17 protein-coding genes are annotated in these 20948 nt (G+C 63.9%); 13 read left to right on the forward strand and 4 right to left on the reverse strand.

Annotation, left to right across the window (positions count from 1 at the left end; all coding sequences use genetic code 11):
- Nucleotides 1-53 precede the first annotated feature (53 nt).
- The 9 genes from BVH01_RS17060 to BVH01_RS17095 all read left to right on the forward strand — a co-directional run bounded on the left by BVH01_RS17060 (nt 54) and on the right by BVH01_RS17095 (nt 10485).
- Complete coding sequence (locus BVH01_RS17060; protein WP_075931481.1) at nt 54-848, forward strand: class II aldolase/adducin family protein; 795 nt, start codon at nt 54-56, stop codon at nt 846-848.
- Nucleotides 849-864: 16 nt separating this feature from the next.
- The gene (locus tag BVH01_RS17065; RefSeq protein ID WP_371915609.1) at nt 865-1689 is read left to right on the forward strand and encodes an ABC transporter permease; all 825 of its coding nucleotides are present in this window, start codon (nt 865-867) and stop codon (nt 1687-1689) included.
- 3 nt (nt 1690-1692) lie between these two features.
- On the forward strand, nt 1693-2487 hold the full coding sequence (locus tag BVH01_RS17070; protein WP_075931482.1) for an ABC transporter ATP-binding protein: 795 nt from the start codon (nt 1693-1695) through the stop codon (nt 2485-2487).
- Between the two features lie 15 nt (nt 2488-2502).
- Complete coding sequence (locus BVH01_RS25015) at nt 2503-2634, forward strand: hypothetical protein (RefSeq protein WP_256562794.1); 132 nt, start codon at nt 2503-2505, stop codon at nt 2632-2634.
- Between the two features lie 205 nt (nt 2635-2839).
- Nucleotides 2840-5296 carry a TonB-dependent siderophore receptor gene (locus BVH01_RS17075; RefSeq protein WP_075931483.1) on the forward strand — a complete coding sequence of 819 codons (2457 nt, stop codon included), beginning with the start codon at nt 2840-2842 and terminating at the stop codon, nt 5294-5296.
- An 89-nt stretch (nt 5297-5385) separates the two neighbouring features.
- The gene (locus BVH01_RS17080) at nt 5386-7014 is read left to right on the forward strand and encodes an ABC transporter substrate-binding protein (RefSeq protein ID WP_075931484.1); all 1629 of its coding nucleotides are present in this window, start codon (nt 5386-5388) and stop codon (nt 7012-7014) included.
- Nucleotides 7011-7961: an ABC transporter permease gene (locus BVH01_RS17085; RefSeq protein ID WP_075931485.1), complete on the forward strand. Its 951-nt coding sequence runs from the start codon at nt 7011-7013 to the stop codon at nt 7959-7961. Before BVH01_RS17080 ends, BVH01_RS17085 begins: the two co-directional genes overlap by 4 nt.
- A gap of 2 nt (nt 7962-7963) precedes the next feature.
- Nucleotides 7964-8866 carry an ABC transporter permease gene (locus tag BVH01_RS17090; RefSeq protein WP_075931486.1) on the forward strand — a complete coding sequence of 301 codons (903 nt, stop codon included), beginning with the start codon at nt 7964-7966 and terminating at the stop codon, nt 8864-8866.
- The gene (locus BVH01_RS17095) at nt 8863-10485 is read left to right on the forward strand and encodes an ABC transporter ATP-binding protein (RefSeq protein ID WP_075931487.1); all 1623 of its coding nucleotides are present in this window, start codon (nt 8863-8865) and stop codon (nt 10483-10485) included. Before BVH01_RS17090 ends, BVH01_RS17095 begins: the two co-directional genes overlap by 4 nt.
- 37 nt (nt 10486-10522) lie before the next feature.
- On the opposite strand, the gene BVH01_RS17100 is transcribed toward BVH01_RS17095, so the two are convergent.
- From BVH01_RS17100 to BVH01_RS17110, 3 genes are all read right to left on the reverse strand, one after another.
- On the reverse strand, nt 10523-11884 hold the full coding sequence (locus tag BVH01_RS17100) for a CitMHS family transporter (RefSeq protein WP_075931488.1): 1362 nt from the start codon (nt 11882-11884) through the stop codon (nt 10523-10525).
- Nucleotides 11885-11959: 75 nt separating this feature from the next.
- Entirely contained in the window at nt 11960-12664 is a 705-nt protein-coding gene (locus BVH01_RS17105; protein WP_075931489.1) for an RraA family protein, read from the reverse strand.
- A gap of 10 nt (nt 12665-12674) precedes the next feature.
- Entirely contained in the window at nt 12675-13556 is an 882-nt protein-coding gene (locus BVH01_RS17110) for a DUF1932 domain-containing protein (protein WP_075931490.1), read from the reverse strand.
- Between the two features lie 219 nt (nt 13557-13775).
- Between BVH01_RS17110 and BVH01_RS17115 the strand changes: the two genes are divergently transcribed.
- A complete protein-coding gene (locus BVH01_RS17115) occupies nt 13776-15734 on the forward strand; it encodes a sigma 54-interacting transcriptional regulator (protein ID WP_075931491.1) in 1959 nt (652 codons plus the stop codon).
- On the opposite strand, the gene BVH01_RS17120 is transcribed toward BVH01_RS17115, so the two are convergent.
- Entirely contained in the window at nt 15735-17069 is a 1335-nt protein-coding gene (locus BVH01_RS17120) for an LLM class flavin-dependent oxidoreductase (protein ID WP_075931492.1), read from the reverse strand. It lies immediately after the preceding gene.
- A gap of 334 nt (nt 17070-17403) precedes the next feature.
- On the opposite strand from BVH01_RS17120, the gene BVH01_RS17125 reads away from it, so the two are divergent.
- From BVH01_RS17125 to BVH01_RS17135, 3 genes are all read left to right on the forward strand, one after another.
- Nucleotides 17404-18387 carry an ABC transporter substrate-binding protein gene (locus BVH01_RS17125; RefSeq protein ID WP_075931493.1) on the forward strand — a complete coding sequence of 328 codons (984 nt, stop codon included), beginning with the start codon at nt 17404-17406 and terminating at the stop codon, nt 18385-18387.
- A gap of 19 nt (nt 18388-18406) precedes the next feature.
- Entirely contained in the window at nt 18407-19741 is a 1335-nt protein-coding gene (locus BVH01_RS17130; RefSeq protein WP_075931494.1) for an LLM class flavin-dependent oxidoreductase, read from the forward strand.
- Nucleotides 19742-19807: 66 nt separating this feature from the next.
- Nucleotides 19808-20914, forward strand: a complete 1107-nt coding sequence (locus tag BVH01_RS17135; RefSeq protein WP_075931495.1) for an LLM class flavin-dependent oxidoreductase — start codon at nt 19808-19810, stop codon at nt 20912-20914.
- Nucleotides 20915-20948 lie beyond the last annotated feature (34 nt).

The raw sequence follows: 20948 nt of genomic DNA on the forward strand, positions 1-20948 counted from the left end.
GTGCCGCCTGCACACACCACCACCCGATTGCCCACCACGGCCAGGAGATTGCCATGAGTTCACTTGCCACCCTGCACAGCACCCCGTCGGTCAGAGAGCGCGTCAGCCCTGAAGAATGGGAAGTACGCGTCAAGCTCGCAGCCGCCTACCAGCTGGCGGCGCTGTTTCGCTGGACGGATCATATCTACACGCACTTTTCCGCCCGTGTGCCGGGGCCGGACGAGCACTTCCTGATCAACGCCTTTGGCCTGCTGTTCGACGAAATCACCGCCTCGAACCTGGTGAAGGTCGACGTCGACGGTACCCTCATCGATGACCCGCTGAACCTGGGCATCAACCAGGCCGGCTACGTGATCCACAGCGCCATCCACCGTGCACGGCCTGACCTGCAGGCAGTGTTGCACACCCACACCCGCGACGGCGCCGCGGTCTCCGCCCAGCGCAACGGCCTGCTGCCGCTCTCGCAACACGCGCTGGGCTACTACAGCCGGGTGAAGTACCACGACTACGAAGGCGTGGCGCTGGATCTCGACGAGCAGGAACGCCTGATCGCCGACCTGGGCGACAGCAACATCTTCATCCTGCGCAACCACGGGCTGCTCACCGGCGGCATCAGCGTCGAGCACGCGTTTCGCGAGCTGCATGGACTGGAGCGAGCCTGCAACATCCAGATCGCCGCCCAGGCCGGTGGTAATGCCGACCTGTTGCACGCGCCGGTCGAAGCCATCGAGAAGGTACACCAGCAGTCGGCGCGCTTTTCCGACGGCAAGGGCCCGGGCATCAAACTGCACTGGGACGCCCTGATTCGCCAGCTCGAGCGCGCCTCGGGCCAGAGCTACAAGCACTGAGCGACGGGAGATGCAGATGAGCGACACCAGCACCATCACCGTAAGCCGCGCGATACCGTCCGCCCGCCGCCGCAAGTGGACGGCACCGGATTTCGCCCTGCGTCTGCTCAGCCCCCTGGCCATCCTGCTGCTGTGGGAAATCGCCTCGCGGGCCGGGCTGATTCCCACCCGGGTGATCGCCGCGCCGAGCGAAATCAGCACCACGCTGTGGGAGCTGATCCGCAGTGGCGAGCTGCTGCGCCATCTGCTGGTATCGCTGCAACGCGCCGTCACCGGCTTGAGCATCGGCGTGGCCATTGGCGTCAGCGCCGCGTTGATCACCGGCCTGTCGAAACGCGGCGAGATCGCCCTCGACTCGCCCATGCAGATGCTGCGTACCATTCCGTCCCTGGCCCTGGTGCCGCTGTTCATCCTGTGGTTCGGCATCGGCGAGTTCACCAAGGTGGCGCTGATCGTCATGGGCACCACCTTTCCGATCTACCTCAACCTGTTCGCCGGCATCCGCAACATCGACCCGAAACTGGTGGAGGCGGCCAACACCCTGGGCCTCAACCGTCGCGAGCTGATCTGGCATGTGATCCTGCCCGGCGCCCTGCCCTCGTTCTTCGTCGGCCTGCGCTATTCCCTGGGCATTTCCTGGCTGGCGCTGGTGTTCGTCGAGCAAATCAACACCACCGCCGGCATTGGCTTCCTGGCCAGCGATGCGCGGGACTTCATGCGCACCGACGTGATCGTCATCTGCCTGCTGATCTACAGCCTGCTAGGTCTGCTCATCGATGGCCTGATCCGCACCTTGGAGCGCCTGGCCCTGGCCTGGCGCCCCTCGTTCATAAGGACCTGATGCATGAATGCGCACAGCAAAATCGACTTCTCGCCGGCCGTCAGCCTGCGCGGCGTGGTGCGCCAGTTCGGCGACAACCGGGTGATCGACGAGCTGGACCTGGACATCGCCCCTGGCGAGTTCGTCGCCCTGCTCGGCGCCAGCGGTTCCGGCAAGACCACCCTGCTGCGCTCCCTGGCAGGCCTGGACCCCATCGAGGGCGGCGAACTGATCGCCCCGCAGGCCCGCGCCGCGGTGTTCCAGGAACCACGCCTGATGCCCTGGAAGCGAGCCTGGAAGAACGTCACCCTCGGCCTGCGCGTGGACAACCCCAGGGAGCGCGCCGTGCAGGCGCTCACCGAGGTCGGCCTGGCCCATCGCCTGGAGGCCTTTCCGGCCACTCTGTCCGGTGGCGAATCGCAGCGCGTGGCGCTGGCCCGCAGCCTGGTGCGCGAGCCGAAACTGCTGCTGCTCGACGAACCCTTCGCTGCCCTCGATGCGCTGACCCGCATCCGCATGCACCGGCTGATCATCGACCTGTGGCACAAGCACACACCGGCGGTGCTGCTGGTCACCCATGACGTCGACGAAGCGATCCTGCTCGCCGATCGCATCATCGTGCTGCAGCACGGGCGCATCGCCGAAGCAGTGCAGGTTGACCTCGCGCGCCCTCGGGACAACGGCCAGGCCGGCTTCAACGCCATCCGCACGCGCCTGCTGGCCCTGCTTGGCGTGGAAAAAGACGATCCAGAGAGCCTCGCGCGGGATCACAACCCATTCATCACGCCGGGCTATCCGCTCAGCGCCATCGCCATCTGAGGTAGGAAGTCAGTCATGAAACGCGTTCTCTGCCGTCTCGTCAGCCGCCTGCTCGACAACCTGCATGGCGACCGTATCAGCACATTGATCGGCTGGCCGGGCGTGCCGCCAGCCGACAACGGCGAGCGAATGTGCCGCCCGCACTGATCGTCTAACCGGACAGCTCACCGGACAGACCCCGCAACACCTCGAGCGATCTACCACCGCCTTGTCGCTCCCCACCACGCCCATGAACCGCGCTCGTGAAAACAGGCGCGTCAGGGTTTCGTGCACCTCGCGCACGGCGGTGGACACCATTTCGGACGACGCCGCATCGGCTGTCGCCCCAGCCTTTCAGACAGGGATAAGCGCCATGGCAAAACCGTTCTCCACCACCCCGCTGTACCGCCTACGCAGCGCCCCGGCCCGCGCCGGGCTGACCTTTTCGGTACTGTCGCTGGCCTGCCTGCTTGGGCCCGACGTGCAGGCGCAAAGCAGCGAAACACGCCTGGAGACCGTGCAGGTGGTATCCACCGGTTTGCGCGGCAGCCAGCGCACGGTTGCCGACAGCCCAACGCCGATCGATGTGATCAACAGCGACCAGTTGCTCAAGACCGGTCGCGCCGAACTCTCCGAGGCGATTTCCAAACTGCTGCCCTCGTTCAACTTCGGTAGCAACATCGCCGGCTACAACTCGGTAACCCGGCCATTGACCAACCGCAGCCTCGGCCCGGCTTACACCCTGGTGCTGGTCAACGGCAAGCGCCGCCACAACGGCGCAATCGCCCAGCGCGGCTCGGTCGACAACAGCGGCGCCAATGCCGTGGACATCGACCTGATCCCGATCAGCGCCGTAGCGCACATCGAAGTGCTCAAGGACAGCGCTGCCGCCCAGTACGGCTCGGATGCGGTGGCCGGGGTAATCAATATCATCCTCAAATCCAGCGACGCCGGCGGCCACTACGAAAGCAGCTATGGCCAGCTGTTCTCCGGCCAGGGCGAGTCGATCAAACTGGCCGGCGACCAGGGCTTCGCGCTCGGCGATGGCGGTTTCCTGCATCTGGCCGCCGACGCCCGCAAGCGTGGCTACGCCGCGTGGAACGGCAAGGCCGACAACAGCGTGCGCGCCTATGCCGACCCGGCGCAGGAGGCAGCCTGGGATCGCGTGGCGATCAAGAACGGCGACCCGGACATCGAGGCCTTCAACCTCGCCTACAACGCCGAGCTGCCGCTCGACGGCATCACCCTGTATTCCCACTCGACCTATGGCGAGCGCGACGCCGAGGTGCAGAACTACTTCCGCCTGCCCAATGGCACGGCGGCAGTACCCGAGCTGTTCCCGAACGGCTACTACCCGGTCAACAACATCAAGGATCGCGACTACCAGTTGCTGTTCGGCGGCAAGGGCGAAGCGCTCGGCTGGGACTGGGATCTGTCGACCACCTACGGTCGCAACAACGTCCACCACTCCAGTGACTTCAACATCAACCCGTCCCTGGGCACCAGCACGCCGACCAAGTTCGACAACCTGGCGACCTTCCGCTTCGAGCAGTGGGTCAACAACGTCGACGTCACCCGCCACTACGAGGGCGGGCTGTTCAACCTCACCGCACCGGTGCAGGTATCGGCCGGCCTGGAGCATCGCTGGGAGCGCTTCAGCACCTTCGCCGGCGATCCGCTGGCCTACAGCACTGGCAGCTACCCGGCCGCATCCGGTGCCCAGGCCGCAGTGGTGATTCGCCCCGAGGATGAAGTCAGCCTGATCCGCAACAATTATGCCGGCTATCTGGATCTGGGCTGGGACCTGACCGAGCGCTGGTTTGTGGGCGCTGCCGGGCGCCTGGAGCACTACGATGACGACTCGGGCAACACCTTCGGCCTGAAACTCAACTCGCGCTACGAACTGACCGATACCGTCGCCGTGCGCGGCACCGTCGGCACCGGCTTCCGCGCCCCCTCGCTGACGCAGATCGGTTACACGGTGGCCGACAACCGGGTCAACACCGACGTCAACGGCAACGTGGTGCCTGCCATCACCCGGTTGACGCCCTCCGCAAGCGCGCTGGCCAAGGCCCTGGGCGGCGACGACCTGGAACCGGAAAAATCGCGCAACCTGGGCCTCGGCGTGACCTGGCAACCGGCGCCGCGTACCAGCATCACCGCCGATGCCTACCTGATCGATATCGATGATCGCATCACCCTGACCAGCAACATCTACGACCGCGGCAACGGCCGGATCAACGACATTCTCGATGCCCAGGGCGTGGCGCGCGGAACCTGGGTCAACTATTACACCAACGCCTTCGATACCCGCACCCGTGGCCTGGATATCGTGGCCGATCACACCACCCCGTTCGCGGCTGGCTGGGGCCAGGTGCGCTGGAGCGCGGCATTCAACTGGAACAAGACCACCATCGAGGGCATACGCGCCAACCCTAGCGCCCTCAGCGACTCCGGCATCAACCTGATCGGCCGCGACCGCGAGGGCGACCTGACCGAGGCGACCCCGAAGACCAAGTGGATACTCGGCGCCAACTGGACGGTCGACAACCTCGCCATCAACCTGCAGACCACCCGCTACGGCAAGGTCAAGACCCTGGCGGTCAACGAAAGCGGCGACCGCGCCTTCAACGCCAGGTGGCTCACCGATCTGGACATCAGCTACACATTCGCCGAGCAACTGACCCTGAGCGTCGGCGGCAACAACATCTTCGATGTGCGCCCCAGCAAGAACGCCGTGTACAGCAACCTCGGCCTGGCGCCGTACGGCAACCCGCCGTTCTACCCCGGCGGTGGCTCCTGGTACGCCAAGCTCGCCTACGACTTCTGAACCCTGTGGCTGCGCCGTTTCGGGACGGCGCAGCCTTTTCCGAGGACTTCTCACATGCCTCTCTCACATCGCCACCCTGGAACACGCCGATGAACAAGATCCGCCTCGCGACCCGCCTGCTGGCCTCCTGTGCCCTCGCCGCCGCGCTGATCGGCTGCTCGCCGTCAGACCAGCAAGCCACCAGCAAAACCCTGAGCATCGCCTTCTTCGGCGACAACACCACGCTGGTCAGCGTCGATCCCTTCCAGGTCTACTGGCTGGAGCACCGCGTTTTGCTGCGCAATGTCGCCGAAAGCCTGACCGATCAGGATCCCGACAGGGGCGAGATCATTCCCTGGCTGGCGAAAAGCTGGACGATCAGCGACGACGCACTGACCTATACCTTCCAGCTGCGCGATGACATCACCTTCAGCAATGGCGAGCGCTTCGACGCCAAGGCCGTGAAGACCGCGTTCGACAGCAACAAGGCCTTGGCCAGCGAACTGCCAGCGACCTTTGGCGCCACCTACCTGGCCGGTTTCGATCACGCCGAAGTGGTCGACGACTTCACCGTCAAACTGGTGCTGTCGCGACCGAACGCCGGTTTTCTGCAGGCCACCTCGACCACCAACCTGGCGATTCTCGCACCAGCGTCCTACGCACTGACGCCAAAGGAGCGCTCGCTGGGCAAGATCATCGGCAGTGGCCCGTTCGTGCTCGAACACTACACCCCGGAAGTCGGCGCCAGGCTGGTCAAACGCAGCGGTTACGCCTGGCCGTCGGCCAACGTCAGTAACAAGGGTGAAGCCCATCTCGATGCCGTGGAGATCAGCTACATACCCGAGGAAAGCGTGCGCAATGGCCTGTTCCTGCAGGGCGAGGCCGACATCCTGTGGCCGCGCAATCCGTTCTCGGAAGTGGACCTGAAACTCTTCCAGTCCAAGGGCGCGACCATCCAGAGCCGGGCGCTGCCGGGGCCGTCGCTGAATCTGTTCCCCAACACCCGCAACGGTCGCGTGCTGGAAGACAAGCGCGTGCGCCTGGCGCTGCAGAAAGGCATCGACCGAAAGACCTACGCCAGCACCGTGTACAACGCCGAGTTTCCGGTGGTACGCAGCGTCTATGACCTGACCACGCCATTCTTCAAGGACCAGAGCGCCAAGCTGGCCTATGACCCGCAGGGCGCCGAGAGACTGCTCGACGAGGCGGGCTGGAACAAGGGCGCCGATGGTTATCGCAGCAAGGACGGCAAGCGCCTGAGCCTGAGCTACAACATCCAGGGCGCGGAAACCGCCGGCGACGTGCTGGTGCAGGATCAACTGCGCAAGCTAGGCATCGAGCTGAAGCTCGCCGTGGTGACCCGCGCCGAATGGGTCACGGCCAACGCCCAGGGCAACTATGACCTGACTTCAACCTACATGACCCGCGCCGACCCGATCATCCTGCAGACCATTCTCGATCCGCGCACCGCCAACAGCTCGACCCTGGCCACCAACCTCTACGAGCCGCCAACCCTGGAACGGGCCAAGGCGCTATTCGATGCCGGCATCACCGCCACCCAGGCCGAGCAGCGCGCCGAGGCCTACGGGCAATTACAGGATCTGCTGGTCGACGAAGCCTCCGCGTTTCCGATCTACGAGCGCGTCTGGCAGGCCGCCACCGCGCCGCGGGTGAAGAACTTTCGCTGGACCGCCGAAGGCTTCGCGCTGTTAAGCGATATCGAGGTGGATGAACCATGAGCCGCTACCTGATCGGCCGCGTCGGCCAGGCGCTGCTGGTGCTCTGGGGCGCCTACAGCATCACCTACTTCATCCTCTATCTGCTGCCGGGCGACACCCTGGCGATCATGCTCAGCGCCGCGGGCATGGAAGTCGATTCGCTGTCACCCGAGGACCTGGCCAGAGCGCAGGCTTACTACGGCCTCGACAAGGGCATCTTCGAGCAGTACTTCAGCTTGCTGTGGAACGCCGTGCAGGGCGACTTCGGGCAATCGCTGTCGCTCAACCGCCCGGTAAACCAGCTGCTCGTCGAGCGTCTGCCGCAGACGTTGTCGCTGGCGGGCCTGGCTATCGTGCTGTCGATGATCGGCGGCATCGGCCTGGCCTACCTGACCGCTTACGTGCGCTGGCAACCGCTGAAGGTGGCGCTGGCCCGTCTGCCGTCGCTGGGCTTTTCGGTGCCGGTGTTCTGGATGGGCCTGTTGCTGATCCAGGTATTCGCCTTCAGCCTTGGCTGGTTTCCGGCCACCGGCAGCCGCGGCTTCGACAGCCTGATCCTGCCGGCCGTGACCCTGGCGATTCCCAGCGCCGCGGTATACGCCCAGGTGCTGCAGCGCGGTTTCCAAGGCGTGTGGCAGGAACCCTATATCGCCACGGCCTACGCCAAGGGCCTCAGCCGCTGGCAGGTGCAGGCGCGCCACGGTTTCAAGAACGCCGCGCTGCCGATCCTCACGCTGATCGGCCTGCAGGTGGGCAATACGGTGTCCGGCGCGGTGCTGGTGGAAACCATCTTTGCCCGCAACGGCGTCGGCCGCCTCGCCCAGGAAGCGGTGCTGCGCCAGGACATTCCCGTGGTACTGGCCATCGTCGCGGTGTCTGCGGCCGCCTTCGTGCTGGTCAACCTGATCGTCGATCTGCTCTACCCCTACCTCGATCCACGCATCGCCCACACGCCAAAGGTGTCCTGACCATGAACGCCGAAAGCCGCATCGCCTCGCTGTCCCACTCGCCTGCAACGGTGTCGCTGGGCTGGCGGCGCCGCAGCCGCCTGCAGCGCGCGGCCACCGCATTGCTGCCGCTGTTGCGCCGTCCCGGCTTCAGCCTGGCCCTGCTGATCGTGCTGTTCGCCCTTGTCGCGGCTCTGCTGCCGGGGCTGCTGAGCAGTTTCGATCCCTACGCCACGTCGCCTGCGGACAAGCTCACCGTACCGAATCTGGTGCACTGGTTCGGCACCGACGAATTGGGCCGCGACCTCTACACCCGCGTGGTCTACGGCTCCAGCCTGTCGGTGCAGGCCGCACTGCTGGCCGTGGGCATCGCCCTGGTCGGCGGGCTCGGCCTGGGTGTGCTGTCCGGGTTCGCCGGTGGGCGTACCGATGCCGTGATCATGCGCTTCGTCGACGTACTGTTGGCCTTGCCCGGCCTGCTGTTGGCCCTGGCCATCGTCACCGCCATCGGCTTTGGCACCCTCCCGGTGGCCATCGCCGTAGGCGTCGGCATCATTCCCGGCTTCGCCCGCACCACCCGCGCCGAAGTGCTGCGCGTGAAAACCCTGCCCTACGTGGAAGCGGCCCGCCTGGGCGGCGCCAGTTGGCGCCGAACCCTGCTTCGGCACATTCTGCCCAATGCCTGGGGCCCGGTGGCGGTGCTCGCCACCCTGGATTTCGGCGCGGCGATTCTGGCCACCGCCGGCCTGTCGTTTCTCGGTTTTGGCGCGGCGCCACCGGCTGCCGAATGGGGCACGCTGATCGCCAACGGCCGGCACTTCCTGATCACCGCGCCGTGGGTGTCACTGCTGCCAGGTTTGTTCGTGGTCGCCGTGGTGTTCAGCCTCAACCATATCGCCCGTACCCTGGAGGAAAACCCGCGATGAGCAGCCCCTTGATCGACATCCGCCAGCTCTGCGTCACCTACCGCTTCGCCGGGCAGATCACCGAGGCCGTGCGGGGCGTTTCCGTCCAGATCAGCCAGGGCGAAACGGTGGCCATCGTCGGTGAATCCGGCTCCGGCAAGTCGACCCTGGCCAACGCCATTCTTGGCCTGCTACCCGACAACGCCCTGCCCTACGGCCAGTTGCGGGTCGATGGTGTCGAGTTGAGCGGCGCCAGCGAGAAGCAGAAACGCGCGCTGCGCGGGCGCACCATCGGCCTGGTGCCCCAGGACCCGATGGTCAGCCTCAACCCGACGTTGCGTATCGGCCAGCAGATCGCCGAAGCGCTGATTCTCGCTCACGGTCGCCGCTACCCCAGCGTCGATGCCGACGTGATCGAGCTGCTGGAACAGGTCGGCCTGGACAAACCGCTGCTGCGCGCCCGCCAATATCCCCACGAGCTGTCCGGCGGCATGCGCCAGCGCGTGCTGATCGCCATCGCCCTGGCTGGCAACCCGCGGCTGATCATCGCCGACGAGCCGACCAGCGCCCTGGACGTGACGGTGCAGCGCAGGATTCTCGATCACCTGCAGCGCCTGGTCGCCGAGCGGGGCATTTCCCTGCTGATCATCACCCATGATCTGGGCGTGGCCACCGACCGTGCCGATCGCATCCTGGTGATGAAACACGGCGAGTTGGTCGAACAGGGCCCGCCCCGGCAGATCCTCGATGCGCCGCAGCACGACTACACCCGCGCGCTGCTGGCGGCCGCACCGGCGTTCGCCAATCGGCGCAAACCGCGCTCGCCCCAACACACCGCCCAGGCGCCGATCCTTAGCCTGCAGGGCGTCGGCAAGACCTTCGACCTGCCACGGGTCAAGGGTGAGAGCAGCACCTTCACCGCCCTGCAGAACCTCAGCTTCGACGTTTATCCCGGGCAGACGCTGGCCATCGTCGGTGAGTCCGGTTCAGGCAAAAGCACCGCCCTGCGCATCGCCCTCGGCCTGGAAAAACCCAGCCAGGGTCGCGTGCAGTTCGAGCAACGCGACGTGACCGATCTCAGCTGGCGCGAATTCCGCCCACTGCGCCAGCGCATCCAGCTGGTGCAGCAGAATCCGTTCGCCGCCCTCGATCCACGCTTCACCATCTTCGACAGCATCGTCGAACCGCTGGTGTCGTTCGGGCTGCTCAAGGGGCCGGCATTGGAACAGGCCGCGCGGGAGCTGATCAGCCGCGTGCATCTCCCCCTCAGCTACCTGGATCGCCTGCCCCGCGAGCTGTCCGGCGGCCAGCGCCAGCGCGTCGCCATCGCACGTGCCCTGGCCCTCAAGCCGGATCTGCTGCTGCTCGACGAACCGGTCTCGGCGCTGGACGTTTCGGTGCAGGCGCAGATTCTCGATCTGCTGCTCGAACTGCAGCAAGCGTTGGGCATCGCCTATGTGCTGGTGTCCCACGACCTGGCCGTGGTGGCCAACGTGGCCGATCAGGTGCTGGTGCTGCGCAACGGCCAGGTGGTCGAGCAAGGCCCCGTGAGCCAGGTATTCGACCAGCCGGCCAGCGCTTACACCCGCGAGCTGATCGCGGCCATACCGGGGCGTCTGTCGGCCGGCGTGGCGGCTTGAGCCTGCCCCCACCGACGCACCAACGCCCAGCGGGTGCTCAACCCACCGGCAACTCACCGGTCAGGATCGCCGTGACGATGAAGATACCGAACAGCGGCAGCGACCATTTGAAGAACTCCTTCTGGTACTGGCCGAACGTCATCTCGGTACGGTTCATCAGCAGGAACAGCCACGCCACCGTTGGGCTGGCATAACGCAATGCCTGCCCCATGAACGAGGCCACACCGATTTCGGTCGGGGTAATGCCGAACTGGTACGCGATGGGAGCAACCACGGGCAGGATGCCGAAGTAGTAGGCATCCACCGGCAATGCATAACAGGCAATGGCGCCAAGGAAGGCGAACATCAGCGCGGTATGGCTGCCCATCGACTCGGGAATCAGGCCGGCGATGCTTTCGGCGACCGCCGCCGCCATGCCGCTGCCGTTGAACACGCCGAGAAAGCAGCCTGCCGCCATGATGATCGACGCCACCGCGATGGCATCGCCACCGTTGGCGGTGATGCGGTCACGCTGTTCGGTGGCACTGTAGTTCACCGCTAGGGCGATGGCGGTGCCGAGCATGAAGACGATTGCCCCGCTCGCCCAGCCCGCCAGGAGGATGACCAGCATGCCGATGGTCAGGGCCAGGTTGAACAGGAACAGTTTCGGTCGCTTGAACTCGCGATCGTTCTCTTCGATCACCGTGACCATGTCGTCGATCTGCTGCGGGGTAACGATCGCCCTCTCGCCGGGAATGTAGCCCAGCCGCGCGCGCTCCTTGCGTCCCATCAGGTAGGCCATGAAGAACACGTAGATGAACGACACGCCGAGAATCGGCAGAATCGCCACGAACAATGTGTTCACCTCCACGTTGAGCACCGCCGCCGCGCGTGCCAGTGGCCCGCCCCAGGGCAAGCAGTTGCCCAATCCGCACGGCAGGATGATGAGCATCGCCAGGTTCGAGAGTTTCATGCCCATCTGCTTGTACAACGGCAGAAAGGCACTGGTGATGATCAGGATGGTGGTGGTGCCGTCACCGTCGAGCGTGACCACCGAGGACGTGAACGCCGTGACCAGGATGATCTTCAACGGATCGCCGTTGGCCTTGCGGATCAGGTAGGTGCACAGCGGGTCGAACAAGCCGACGTTCATCATCAGGCTGAAGTAGAGGATCGCAAAGAGGATCATCACCGTCGGGTTGACGGTCCCCAACGATACCTTGCCCTGTTCATTGGTGGTGTAGAACAGCCCTTCCCTCACCCAGGTCACCAGAGTGTCGAACGGTACACCAGTGGCCATGCAGGCGAGGGCACCGACGATCAGCGAAACGACGATCAGGCCGGTGAACGGTGAAAGCTTTTGCTTGATGACGAGGATCAGGAACGAAACGATCAACAAGTAGCCGAGAGCGGTAAGCATCCGGACATCTCCCAATTTTATTTTTATAGTGCGGAAACGGTGTATCAGGGAGCCTCCGGGGCTCCCCAGAGGGCATCAGCGCCCGGCTAGCAGTTCAGTTACCCAGGCTGGCGCGAGCTCAGGCAATGGCTCGCCACTAGCTCGATGACGGGCATACTGCTCGATCACCTCGCGGCGCTTGGCCTCGTAGGCATCCTTCTTTTCGGAAGCCTCCAGAACGTCCAGCAGGCGGGCACGGGGAACCACCGTGACGCCGTCGTAATCGCCGAAGACCAGGTCGCCCGGGGCGACCTCGATGCCAGCGCAATGCACAGGCACATTGATCTTGCCAGGCCCCTGCTTGGCCGGGCTGCGCTGCATGAAACCCTTGGCATAGATCGGAATGTCCAACTCGGCCAGTGGCACCTTGTCGCGTACACAGCCGTCGATCACCAGGCCGTTGAGGCCCACCGCCTGGGCAGCGCCAGCCATCAGATCACCGATGTAGGCACGACCGCGATAGCCTTTGCCCGCCACCACCAGTACGTAACCCGGCTGCCCCTGGTAGATGGCCACGTGGATGGGGAAATTGTCGCCGTCTTCGGTATCCACCGTATAGGCGGTGCCGAGCATGACCTTGCTTTCATCGAGCGGCATCAGGTCGCTGTCCATGCAACCATTGCGGGCAATACCCAGGCTCTGCATGCCATCGCACAGCTGTGCGGGGCTGAGCTTGCGAAAGCGCTCAAGGATTTCCTGAGGAATGGCATCGGGTAGGGAAAGATAGTGTTCGGTATTCATGGCGAAGTCCTCAGGGCTGGCGGATGAGATGCGCGATGGCGTCGCGGTAGTTCATGTCACTGCCGCCCGGGCCGAGCTTGCTTGACCAGTCCTGGTCTGCAAGCTTTTCCAACTGTGCCCTGGTAGCGATCGACATGCTGGCATCGACGCCAGCCGCTTCGAGTGTGGAAACCACGTCATCCAATTCGGCAGCTCGGCGCTTCGCATGGATCAGCGTGCGTGCGGTGAAGGTGTTGGCGAGCTGCTCGACCGTCTTGCCATCGAGCGAGTCCGCCAGGGAGTCGACCAGGGTATCCAGCACGCCGAATCGCTCGGCCGCCTGGAAGGACTCCAGGAGCAACTGGGGTAGGCCTTTCATGACGACGCTCTTGAGCATTTTGATGGCCGATGCCGAGCCGGGATCCGCGTCCAGTACGGTCAGGCGCATGCCACGGGGGCTGAATGCCTGCTCGAATGCCTGCGCAGCGCTACCGGCCAGCAGCATCGGTACCCGGTGGGCGTTGCCCGGCACGGTGCCCATTACCGCAACGTCGCAGAAGCCCACCTCAGCAGCCCGCGGCAAGCACGCGATGGCCTGCTTGACGGTGGGTGCTGCCGAGTTCATGTCGATGTAGTGCTGGCCGGCCCGTAGCAACGGCATGATGCGTTCGGCCAGGGCAAGGGCACTGCTGGCGCTGGTCAGGCAGACGATGAAGCGGCCCTCACGGCATGCCGCTTCCAGGGAGTCGAACAGGGTCACCTGCGTTTGCTCGGCGCGTTGCCGAATCAATGGGCCTGCTTTGGGGTCGTCTCGATAGGCGTCGTATGCGCCCATGCGTATCTCACCTTGCGCACCCAGGCCGGTGGCCAGGTGAAAGGCGGCCTCGCCAAAACCGATGAAGATCAAGTCCATGAACGCGTTGCCTCTTATTGGATTTATTTTTCTGGAGGCAGAGCAAGGCATGTGCCACGACCTACGCCGACGAAACAACCTTAATAAAATCATCTTATATATCAATAAATTAAAGAAATTCCGTTTCAACTCGGCCTTGATCGCAAACAACGCAGCAATTAATTTCCAATTTCAGTTAATTTCACCTCATCCAATAAAAATGAAATAGAAGAGAAGAAAATGAAAGGCTACGCCAATCCAGCTGAGCAGCGGATTCCTACGAGTGCAATTGCCGTGATCACCCCCTCCACCACCATGACGCGGACGATCGACAGCATTCTGCAAGCGCGCCAGCTTTCCCTACCCGTCGTGCAGGCGGCACAGACCGAAGCGATCAGGATCGCCGGGCAACTAATAGCCGAAGGTGCTGAGGTGCTGATCAGTCGGGGCAAGACCGCATACATGCTTCGCGAACACTTTCGCGTACCAGTCGTGGAGGTCAGGCACACCTTCTTCGACTGCATCAATGCTTATGAGAAGGCTAAACGCCTGTCCTCCAAGATAATTTTCCTAGCGACATCAGAGGGTTACGCCAGGATTCTGGAAAAATCCCGCCCGTTCGTGCCCGACGCATCGATCTGTTTCATAGACCCGCTGAGTAGCGTGCAAAACACCGAGTCGATCCTTGATGGCCTGCAGGATCAGGGCATAGAAGTCGCGATAGGCGGCCTGTCACTCGAGGAGCCGGTCAAATCGCGCGGCATGCACTATGTGATGTCGGATACCGATAGCGATGCCGCATCCGAAGCAATCGACGAAGCCCTGCATCTTTTGCAGGTGCAGGAGCAAAGAAAACAGCAGCGACAGGAGTTGCAACACCGATACGAGATGATCCAGTCGATCCTCGATTGTGTGTCCGAAGGCATATTCAGCGTCGATGCCATAGGGGTGGTGACGCGCATGAATAACGTCGCCAAGACCTACCTGAGTACCGTCAGTTGCGGAGATGCCATCACCGAGCTGCCGATGCATAACTACGTCACCCAGGCGCTACGCCACGGTAAGCCGGTGCGCGGGGCGTTGATCGATATAGGCCGCCTGTCGCTCACCCTAAGCATTGCGCCCATCGTCCTCGAGGGGCAGACCATTGGCGCCGTTGCCACCCTGCAGAAGCAGACGGATATCAAGGCGATCGAACATAAGATGCGTCGCGCCCTGGCCGGGCAACATACGGCAGACAACAGTTTCGATGACATCATCGGTGGCAGCGCGGCCTTGCAAAGGGCCAAGAGCCTGGCCGCCACCTACGCCGGCGTGGATAGCACCCTGATGATCGAAGGTGAAACAGGCACCGGCAAGGAGCTTTTCGCGCAGAGCATCCACAATGCGTCGCAACGCCGTGCCGGCCCCTTCGTGGCGATCAACTGCGCTGCTTTTGCGCCTGGCGTCCTGGAAAGCGAGCTGTTCGGTTACGTAAAGGGCGCTTTCACCGGTGCCTCGAGCGAGGGTCGGGCCGGGGTCTTCGAACTGGCCCACACCGGCACGCTGTTTCTCGACGAAATCAGCGAAACCTCGGCAGATATTCAGTTGAAACTGCTGCGCACCCTGCAGGAACGCAAAGTCATCCGTATGGGCGACGACAAGGTTACGCCGGTAGACATCCGCATCATCACGGCAAGCAACAAGTCCTTGCCGGCGCTGGTCGCCCAAGGCCTGTTCCGCGAGGACTTCTATTACCGCATCTGCGTGCTGAGACTCAGGCTGCCGCCCCTGCGCGAACGCCGAGAGGATGTTCCCGCGCTGGTGCGCCATCTTCTCAAAGGCAACGCCAGCGAGCTGCTGGAGCACACGCCAACCCTGCTCGCCAGACTCTGCGATCACCACTGGCCGGGCAACGTTCGCCAACTCGGCAACATCGTCGAGCGCCTGAGCGTGATGAGCCAATGCAGCGCGCTGATACCGGGATGGCTGGACGACGCCCTCGACGATCTCTCTCCGACAACCCCAGACGTGAACGGCGAGCCGGCCATGAAACCGGCCAGCGAGCGTGACATTCTGTTCGCGGCACTGGTCAGGGCGGGCGGCAACCGGCAAAGCGCCGCCGAGCACCTGGGCATCAGCACCACCACACTGTGGCGCAGAATGAAGAAGTTTCTGGATGAGGATCCGGGTTGTTTCGATGCCGCACGATACGGCTAGTCAGCCACGTTCAGGCCGGTGATTGCGCGGAATTTCCAGCCCCAGGCTCTCGCGCAAGGTGCTGCCCTCGTACGCGCGGCGATAAACCCCACGCTCCTGCAGAATCGGCAGCACTTCCCTGGTGAAGCGCCGGAATTGCTCCGGGTGGCCGATGTAGAGGTTGAAGCCATCCAGTGCCCGCGCCTCGAACCAGCGAATCATCTCGTTGGCGACCGTCTCGGCCGACCCGACGAAGGCATTGGGCCTTAGCTGCAGGCCGGCCGCCACCGCCTGGCGCAGCGTCCAGCCTTTGGCGACGGCCTGGTCGGTGGCTGCCTTGGCGGCAGTATAGAAACTGCTGCGAGCATGTTCGAGCGCCTCGACCGGGAACGGCGCGTCGAGGTCGTACTGGCGGAAGTCGTGCCAGCCGAAACTGCGCCCATATTCGGCCAGGGCCTGCTCGAAACTATGGTCAACGGCATGATAGTGACGCTCGATCTCACGCGCCTCGGCGTCGGTGTCACCGATGTAGATCTGTGCGCCGGGCAGGATGATGATGTCATCGGCATCGCGCCCCAGGCGTTGGGCGCGCGCCTTGATATCGCGGTAGAAGGCCTGGCCCTTCTCCACGCTCGGTGCATGGGTGAACACCACGTCGGCCACGCTGGCGCCCAGGTCGCGCCCCTGGGGCGAGTCGCCCGCCTGGAAGATCACCGGCTGCCCTTGCGGCGAGCGCTGGATGTTCAGCGGGCCGACCACCGAGAAGTGCTCGCCCTTGTGATGCAGCGCATGCAACTTGCTGCGGTCGAGGAATTGCCCGGTATCGCGGTTGCGCACCAGCGCATCGTCCTCGTAGGAGCGCCAGAGTTTCTGCACCACTTCGACATGCTCCAGCGCACGCCCGTAACGGGTGTCGTAGTCGTAATGCTCGTCGCGCCCGTAGTTGCCGGCGGTGCCGGCATCGCCGCTGGTGACCACGTTCCATCCCGCCCGCCCCTTGCTGATCAAGTCCAGCGAGGCCAGCCGGCGCGCCACGTTGAAAGGCTCGTTGTAGGAGGTGGTCAGGGTACCGACCAGGCCGATGTGGCGGGTGGTCACCGCCAGGGCAGAGAGCAGCGTCAGCGGTTCCAGGCGGTTGAGGTAATGGGGCGGCGAATCCGGCGTGATGAACTGGCTGTCGACGATGAAGATCAGGTCGAACAGCGCGGCCTCGGCCTGCTGCGCCAGGTCGATGAACCACTCGACACTGACACTGGCATCAGCCGGCACTTCGGGGTCGTGCCAAAGATTATGGCGCCCTGGCCCGCCCACGCCCATCGGCACCGCGCCCAGTTTTATCTGCCTTTTGCTACTCATGGGAGAACTCTCGATTACGCTAAGGATGCCCGCATTAAATACTCATTACTGATATTTCAAAACATATTAGATAATGAAATTACATAATTAGCTTAGAACCACAAAGACTTTCACAGCCCTTTCTTAGCTCTATAAGGTCGACTGCAGACCGACCCCTTTCCTGGCGGAGGCCGTCCCCCGACCCATGCCAGGAGCGCTACGCCCATGCCCGCCCCCGCCTTCATTCCCGCTGATTCCCCATGGCGCAATCCTTACCTACGAGGACGCGGCATCGCTCACGCGCACCTTTATTTGACCAACCTGGCCGCGCTGGCGGCCTGACCGGAGCTCACCCATGCTGATCCGCACCCTCCTCACCACCCTGCTTGGCAGCAGCCTGCTGTTCGGCGGCTTCGCCAGCGCCGCAGACCTCGAGCCGCTGCGTGTCGCCAACCAGAAATCCAGCATCAAGCTGCTGCTGGAGGCCGCCGGCGAACTCGACGACGTGCCGTACGAAATCGACTTCTCCGAGTTCCCGGCCGCCGCCCCCTTGGGCGAGGCGCTGAACGCCGGCGCCGTCGACATCGGTGGCCTGGGCGATGCGCCCTATGTGTTCGCCCTGGGCGCCGGCGCGCCACTCAAGGTGGTGGAAATCATCAAGCGTGATGGCCGCTACACCACTTCGATCCTGGTGCCGAAGGATTCGCCGCTGAAGACCGTGGCCGACCTCAAGGGCCAACGCATCGTCACCAACCGGGGTTCCATCGGCCACTTTCTGGTGATCCGCGCGCTACGCGAAGCCGGCTTGAAAACGTCCGACGTGACCTTCGTCAACCTGCTGCCCACCGATGCCCGCAGCGCCCTGGAAAGCGGCGCCGCCGATGCCTGGTCGACCTGGGATCCGTACACCACCATCGCCATCACCCAGAACGGCGCACGCATCCTGCGCAGCAGTGACAACCTGCTGACCAACCATTTCTACCTAGCCGCCACGCAGACCGCCATCGATGGCAAACGCGTGCAGCTCGAAGACTTCGTCGAACGGGTCGAGCGCGCCTTCCTCTGGGCCAACGACCACCACCAGGCGTACGCAGAGGCCCAGGCGCGGGTGACCGGCCTGCCGGTCGAGGTGCATCTGGAATCGGTCAAGGCCACCGTCCATTCGCGCGCCGAAATCACCGACGAGGTCATCGCCGGCTTGCAGCAAGTCTCGGATATTTACCTGGAAGAAGGCGTGCTGAGCCGCGCCGTGGACGTTTCCAAGGGCTTTGACCCCAGCTTCAACGCCGCCCGCGCCGAGCAACCCGCAAAAGCGCTCGCCCAGGTGCAGCCCCAGTAATCCGACAGGAGCAACGTCCATGAGCAAACGACAGATCAAACTCGGCGCCATGATTCACGGGGTCGGCCACGGCTGGGGCGAATGGCGCCACCCGGATGCACTGGCCGATGCCAGTGTGAATTTCGGCTTCTACAAACAGCAGGCCAAACTGGCCGAAGGCGCCAAGTTCGACTTCGCGTTCATCGCCGACAGCCTGCACATCCATGCCAAATCCAGCCCGCACTACCTCAACCGCTTCGAGCCGCTGACCATTCTTTCGGCACTGGCCGCCGTGACCGAAAATATCGGCCTGGTCGCCACCGTGACGGTGAGCTACAGCGAGCCGTTCCAGGTCGCCCGGCAGTTCGCCTCGCTCGATCACATCAGCGGCGGACGTGCCGGCTGGAACGTGGTCACCTCGTGGCTCTCCGGAACCGCCGACAACTTCGGCAAAGCCGAGCATCCGCCCCACGCCACCCGCTACCGCATCGCCCGCGAGCACGTGAATGTGGTCAAGGGGCTGTGGGATTCCTGGGAAGACGACGCCTTCACCCGCGACAAGCAGAGCGGAGAATTCTTCGACCCGAGCAAGCTGCACACCCTCGATCACCAGGGTGAATTCTTCAAGGTCAAAGGCCCGCTCAACATCCAGCGCTCGCGCCAGGGCCAGCCGCTGATCTTCCAGGCCGGCACTTCCGAGGATGGCCGCAATTTCGCTGCCCAGAATGCCGACGCGATCTTCGTCAGCCCAGAATCCTTCAGCGAGGCCCGGGCCTACTACGCCGACCTCAAACAGCGCGCGGCCAAGGCCGGCCGCAACCCGGATGAGCTATTCATCCTGCCGGGCATTCGCCCGATCATCGGCCGTGATGACGAGGAAGTGGAAAGCCGCTACCAGCAGGCCGTCGAGCTGGTCAGCATCGAGGACGCCATCGTCGCCCTTGGCCGCCCATTCAACGACTACGACTTCAGTCGTCACGACCTGGATGCGCCCTTCCCTGATCTTGGCGACCTGGGCAGCAACAGCCACAAGGGCACGTCGGAACAGATCAAGCAGCGCGCCCGCGACGAGCACCTGACGCTGCGCGAGGTGGCCCTGCAGTTCTCGCGCCCGCGCCGTGATTTCGTCGGCACGCCGCAAGCGGTCGCCAACGCCCTGCAGGACTGGTTCGAGGACGGCGCCGCCGACGGCTTCATCGTCAACTCGCTGCTGCCCGACGGCCTGCAGTACTTCACCGAACTGGTAGTGCCCCTGCTGCAAGAGCGCGGCCTGCTGCGCCGCGACTATGAAGGCAAAACCCTGCGCGACAACTTCGGCCTGGCAGTGCCCACCAACCGCAACACCGTGCGCCGCCTGGAAGGCCGAGTGGCCTGAGCATCGCTCGTCGCCGCGCTCGCCAGGCGGGCCGGTGGCAGCCCACTTCAATAGAAAGGAGCAACCATGAGCCTCGAATTCATCGGCCTGATCGGCCCCCAGGAAGCCAGCGAATCCCAGGCGCCACGTGGCCCGGCGGTGGACATCGATTTCATCAAGGCCTTCGCCCAGGCCCAGGAATATGGCGGTTTCGACAAAGCCCTGCTGGCCGTCAACACCAGCGCACCGGATTCGATGATCCTGGCCAGCTACGTGGCCGCGGTGACCGACAAGCTGGGCCTGCTGGTCGCCCATCGTCCGGGCTTTCAGGCACCTACCTTCGCCGCCCGGCAGTTCGCCACTCTCGATCACCTCAGCCGCGGCCGCGCCTCGATCAACGTGATCACCGGCGGTGACAGCGGCGACCTGCAGCGCGACGGCGACTACCTCGACAAGGACGCGCGATACGCCCGTACCGAGGAATACCTGGACATCTTCTGCAAGACCTGGACGAGCACCGAGCCCTTCGATCACCAGGGTGAGCACTACCGCATCGAAGACAACCTGACGCTGGTCAAGCCGATCCAGAAACCACACGTACCTATCTACTTCTCCGGCGCATCCGACGCTGCAGTGGAGGTCGCCGCCAAGCACGCCGACGTGTACATGATGTGGGGCGAACCGCTGGAGCAGGTTCGCGAGCGCATCGCCAAGGTGCGCAAGGCTGCCGCCAAATACGGTCGCGAAAAACATATCCGCTTCAGTCTGTCGCTGCGGCCGATCCTCGGTGCCACCGAAGAGCAAGCCTGGGCCCGCGCCGAGCGCACCCTGCTTGATGCACGTGAGCTGATCCATCTGCGCCAGGGCAAACGTCGCGACAAGAACTTCGGCACCAGCAACGCGGGCTCCTCGCGCCTGGTGGAACTGGCGGGCCAACGCAAGGTGCATGACAAACGCCTGTGGACCGAGATCGCCGCCCTTAGCGGCGGCGCCGGCAACTCCACTTCACTGGTCGGCACAGCGGAGCAGGTCGCCGAAGCCGCGCTGGAGTACTACAACATTGGCGTGACCACCTTCCTGTTCCGCGGCTTCGAGCAACTGCGCGACGCCGTGGAGTACGGCCAGGATCTGCTACCGCGCATTCGCGCCCTGGTCGAGCAGCAGAACAATGCCAAGAGCATCAGCAACGCCTGACGTCCTCTATAAAGGCAGCGTGTGTGGATTTTCG

This window comes from Pseudomonas sp. PA1(2017) (genome assembly GCF_001945375.1).
GTDB lineage: Bacteria > Pseudomonadota > Gammaproteobacteria > Pseudomonadales > Pseudomonadaceae > Aquipseudomonas.

Bases quoted from the DNA above. Each gene is read 5' to 3' on its own strand.
- BVH01_RS17060 (WP_075931481.1), top strand. From the start codon at position 54: ATGAGTTCACTTGCCACCCTGCACAGCACCCCGTCGGTCAGAGAGCGC.
- BVH01_RS17065 (WP_371915609.1), top strand. From the start codon at position 865: ATGAGCGACACCAGCACCATCACCGTAAGCCGCGCGATACCGTCCGCC.
- BVH01_RS17070 (WP_075931482.1), top strand. From the start codon at position 1,693: ATGAATGCGCACAGCAAAATCGACTTCTCGCCGGCCGTCAGCCTGCGC.
- BVH01_RS25015 (WP_256562794.1), top strand. From the start codon at position 2,503: ATGAAACGCGTTCTCTGCCGTCTCGTCAGCCGCCTGCTCGACAACCTG.
- BVH01_RS17075 (WP_075931483.1), top strand. From the start codon at position 2,840: ATGGCAAAACCGTTCTCCACCACCCCGCTGTACCGCCTACGCAGCGCC.
- BVH01_RS17080 (WP_075931484.1), top strand. From the start codon at position 5,386: ATGAACAAGATCCGCCTCGCGACCCGCCTGCTGGCCTCCTGTGCCCTC.
- BVH01_RS17085 (WP_075931485.1), top strand. From the start codon at position 7,011: ATGAGCCGCTACCTGATCGGCCGCGTCGGCCAGGCGCTGCTGGTGCTC.
- BVH01_RS17090 (WP_075931486.1), top strand. From the start codon at position 7,964: ATGAACGCCGAAAGCCGCATCGCCTCGCTGTCCCACTCGCCTGCAACG.
- BVH01_RS17095 (WP_075931487.1), top strand. From the start codon at position 8,863: ATGAGCAGCCCCTTGATCGACATCCGCCAGCTCTGCGTCACCTACCGC.
- BVH01_RS17100 (WP_075931488.1), bottom strand. From the start codon at position 11,884: ATGCTTACCGCTCTCGGCTACTTGTTGATCGTTTCGTTCCTGATCCTC.
- BVH01_RS17105 (WP_075931489.1), bottom strand. From the start codon at position 12,664: ATGAATACCGAACACTATCTTTCCCTACCCGATGCCATTCCTCAGGAA.
- BVH01_RS17110 (WP_075931490.1), bottom strand. From the start codon at position 13,556: ATGGACTTGATCTTCATCGGTTTTGGCGAGGCCGCCTTTCACCTGGCC.
- BVH01_RS17115 (WP_075931491.1), top strand. From the start codon at position 13,776: ATGAAAGGCTACGCCAATCCAGCTGAGCAGCGGATTCCTACGAGTGCA.
- BVH01_RS17120 (WP_075931492.1), bottom strand. From the start codon at position 17,069: ATGAGTAGCAAAAGGCAGATAAAACTGGGCGCGGTGCCGATGGGCGTG.
- BVH01_RS17125 (WP_075931493.1), top strand. From the start codon at position 17,404: ATGCTGATCCGCACCCTCCTCACCACCCTGCTTGGCAGCAGCCTGCTG.
- BVH01_RS17130 (WP_075931494.1), top strand. From the start codon at position 18,407: ATGAGCAAACGACAGATCAAACTCGGCGCCATGATTCACGGGGTCGGC.
- BVH01_RS17135 (WP_075931495.1), top strand. From the start codon at position 19,808: ATGAGCCTCGAATTCATCGGCCTGATCGGCCCCCAGGAAGCCAGCGAA.